Origin of the sequence: Amycolatopsis sp. SID8362, assembly GCF_010550475.1 — a bacterium.
Taxonomy (GTDB): domain Bacteria; phylum Actinomycetota; class Actinomycetes; order Mycobacteriales; family Pseudonocardiaceae; genus Amycolatopsis; species Amycolatopsis eburnea.
In genome coordinates this window covers 1-2,660 of the sequence record NZ_JAAGNB010000932.1, presented here as the reverse complement: position 1 = coordinate 2,660, position 2,660 = coordinate 1, and the positions used below count along the sequence as shown (strand labels likewise).

The window sequence follows — 2,660 nt, the reverse complement described above, 5'->3', positions numbered from 1 at the left end:
GGTGGCGTGCGCGGCGGCGCTCGTCGCCGAAGACCTCGCCCCGGGCGCGCGCCGCTGGTGGGTGGCCGGGCAGCGGACGGCCGAGCCCGCCCACGCCCTCGCGCTGGAGCACCTGGACCTCGGGCCGCTGCTGGAGCTGGACGTCCGCCTCGGCGAAGGCACCGGCGCGGTGACCGCACTCCCGCTGCTGATGATGGCGGCGCGCGTCCTGGCCGAGACGGCCACGCACGAGCAGGCCGGCGTCTCCGGCCCCCTCATCACCGCCCCCGCTTCCTGACCCCGAAAAGCCGTGAAGGCCTCCTTACCGGCATTTTTGCCCGGTAAGGAGGCCTTCACGGCTTTTGGGCGCACTCAGCCGAGCTTGACCATCCAGTGGTCGGTGTCGGGGTGGGTGCCCTCCTGGATGCCGGTCAGCTCCTCGCGCAGCTTCATCGTGAAGGCGCCGGGTTGGCCGTCGGCGATGGTGAACTCGCCGCCCGCGTGCTTCACGTGGCCGACCGGGGTGATCACCGCCGCCGTGCCGCAGGCGAACGTCTCGGTGAGCTCACCGGACGCCGACGCCTTCTCCCACTCGTCGGTGGAGATCCGGCGCTCCTCGACCTTGTGGCCGAGCCGCGAAGCCAGCTGCAGCAACGACTTCCGCGTGACGCCCGGCAGCAGCGAGCCGGTCAGCTCCGGCGTGACCAGCCGGGCGTTCTCGCCCGAGCCGAAGACGAAGAACAGGTTCATCCCGCCCATCTCCTCGACCCAGCGCCGCTCGACCGCGTCGAGCCAGACCACCTGGTCGCAGCCCTTCTCGACGGCCTGCGCCTGCGCGACGAACGAAGCCGCGTAGTTGCCCGCGCACTTCGCCGCGCCGGTGCCGCCCGGAGCCGCGCGCACGTACTCCGTCGACAGCCAGACGCTCACCGGCTTCACGCCGCCGGAGAAGTACGACCCGGCCGGGGACGCGATGACCGTGTACACGTAGTCGGCGGCCGGGCTGTTGACGCCCAGGCCGGTCGACGTCGAGATCATGAACGGCCGCAGGTACAGCGAGTCGCCCTGGCGGGTGGGCACCCACCGGGAGTCGACGGCGATGAGCTCGCGCAGCGAGTCGACGAAGACGTCTTCGGGCAGCTGCGGCATCGCGAGCCGCTCGGCCGACTGGCGGAACCGCGCGGCGTTGACGTCCGGGCGGAACGACGCGATCGAGCCGTCCGGCTGGCGGTAGGCCTTGAGGCCTTCGAAGATCGCCTGGCCGTAGTGCAGCACCGACGTCGCCGGGTCGAGCGTGAACGGGGCGTACGGGCCGACCTGGGCGTCGTGCCAGCCCTCGGCCTTCGACCACTTCACGGTGACCATGTGGTCGGTGAAGTAAGTACCGAATCCAGGGGCTTCCAGTACCTCCGCGACACGGTCCGCGCTCGCAGGACTCGGGTGCGGGACAGGGGCGAACTGCGTCGTGGTCGTCATGGCTAGACGATACCCTTTGGTCGGACGCACGTTAGTCGGATGTCCTCGTGTTCCGGGTCTCCCGCGCCCGCGCCGTGACCGCTCTACTATGACGCTGTGACCTACCACTCCACGCAGCCGGTGCCCCGGCCCAAGACCGGCGGGGCGGACGTCAAGACGTTCGCCGCCGCGGTGCTCCTGACGTTCGGCGTCGGACTGCTCGGCATGGTCGGCTGGGCGGTGCTCAGCAGCGGCTTCGGCGGGTTCCTCGGCCTGGTCGGCGGGGTCTTCGGCATCGTCTGGTGGCGGAGCATCCACGGCAAGACCGTGTTCCCGAAGGTGCTCCCGACGAAGTCGGTCGTCATCCTCGCGGTGATCAACGCGGTGCTGGCGCTGGTCCTGTTCCTGACCGCGGGCTGAGCCCGGCCAGCAGTCCCGGGGGCAGCTGCGGCGCCGGCCACGCCGGGTCCGGGCGGAAGTCGGTGTCCGTGCCGTCGAACGGGTAGGTGCCGCGTTCGGCCAGCGCGCCGATCCGCTCGCCCTCTTCGCGCAGCCGGTCGAGCTGCTCCCGCGTCAGCCGGCCGGCGTCGATCGCCACCTCGGCTTCGTCCTCGTCGTCCCAGCGCCACGTGCCGTCCCGGTCGACGACGACGTCGAGCACGCCGTCGATGCGGTCGACCCCCAGCGGGTTCCGGCCGAGCGGGACCTCGAGGTTGACGTACCAGTTCGTGAAGCGGCCCTCGGCGTCGAAGAACCACCAGACCGACGACCATTCGTCGTCGGCGATGCGGCGCAGCGTGGACGTGCGGTGCCAGAAGTCCGGCACCGGCACCCGCGGGATGCGGAACCGCTGCTCCAGGGGCGCTTCCGCCATCGAGCGCCCGTCCACGAGCCTGCTGCCGACGATCGGGGTGCCCGCCGGCAGCCAGGCGAGCAGCACGCGGCCGTCGTCTTCCAGCACGCGCAGCGGGTGGACCTGGCCGATCGAGCCGTCCGGGCGGTGGAACCGTTCGACCACCGTCTGCCCCGGCCGCCAGCGTCGATCAGTCACGCACCCCACTGTACCTGCGCGCGCGTACGCCCAGTAGCAGCTCGGTCACGGTGACCAGACCCGCGGCGACGAGCACCGGCAGCACCGGCAGGAAGTACGCGGCCACCGCGGCGACGGCCAGCCCGGCGAGCCCGGGCACCCCGGCCCGCGTCCGGACCTCGTGGCCCGCGGCGAG

Annotated in this window: 4 protein-coding genes and 1 pseudogene; 2 read left to right on the top strand and 3 right to left on the bottom strand. The window is 71.9% G+C overall.

Annotation, left to right across the window (positions count from 1 at the left end; genetic code table 11):
- On the top strand, positions 1-277 hold a 277-nt coding region (locus G3I65_RS29145), incomplete at its 5' end, for a nicotinate-nucleotide--dimethylbenzimidazole phosphoribosyltransferase (protein WP_203612538.1).
- A gap of 74 nt (positions 278-351) precedes the next feature.
- Here G3I65_RS29145 and G3I65_RS29140 read toward each other — a convergent pair.
- Positions 352-1,455 (bottom strand): branched-chain amino acid aminotransferase, encoded by a 1,104-nt coding sequence (locus G3I65_RS29140; RefSeq protein ID WP_160698939.1) that lies wholly within the window; start codon positions 1,453-1,455, stop codon positions 352-354.
- 96 nt (positions 1,456-1,551) lie between these two features.
- On the opposite strand from G3I65_RS29140, the gene G3I65_RS29135 reads away from it, so the two are divergent.
- Positions 1,552-1,854, top strand: a complete 303-nt coding sequence (locus tag G3I65_RS29135; protein ID WP_160698938.1) for a hypothetical protein — start codon at positions 1,552-1,554, stop codon at positions 1,852-1,854.
- On the opposite strand, the gene G3I65_RS29130 is transcribed toward G3I65_RS29135, so the two are convergent.
- The gene (locus tag G3I65_RS29130) at positions 1,811-2,485 is read right to left on the bottom strand and encodes a DUF402 domain-containing protein (RefSeq protein ID WP_309235781.1); all 675 of its coding nucleotides are present in this window, start codon (positions 2,483-2,485) and stop codon (positions 1,811-1,813) included. The genes G3I65_RS29135 and G3I65_RS29130 overlap by 44 nt on opposite strands.
- Positions 2,478-2,660 (bottom strand): annotated as a pseudogene (locus G3I65_RS29125) (hypothetical protein); the annotation flags it as partial. The pseudogene G3I65_RS29125 and the gene G3I65_RS29130, both read right to left, overlap by 8 nt.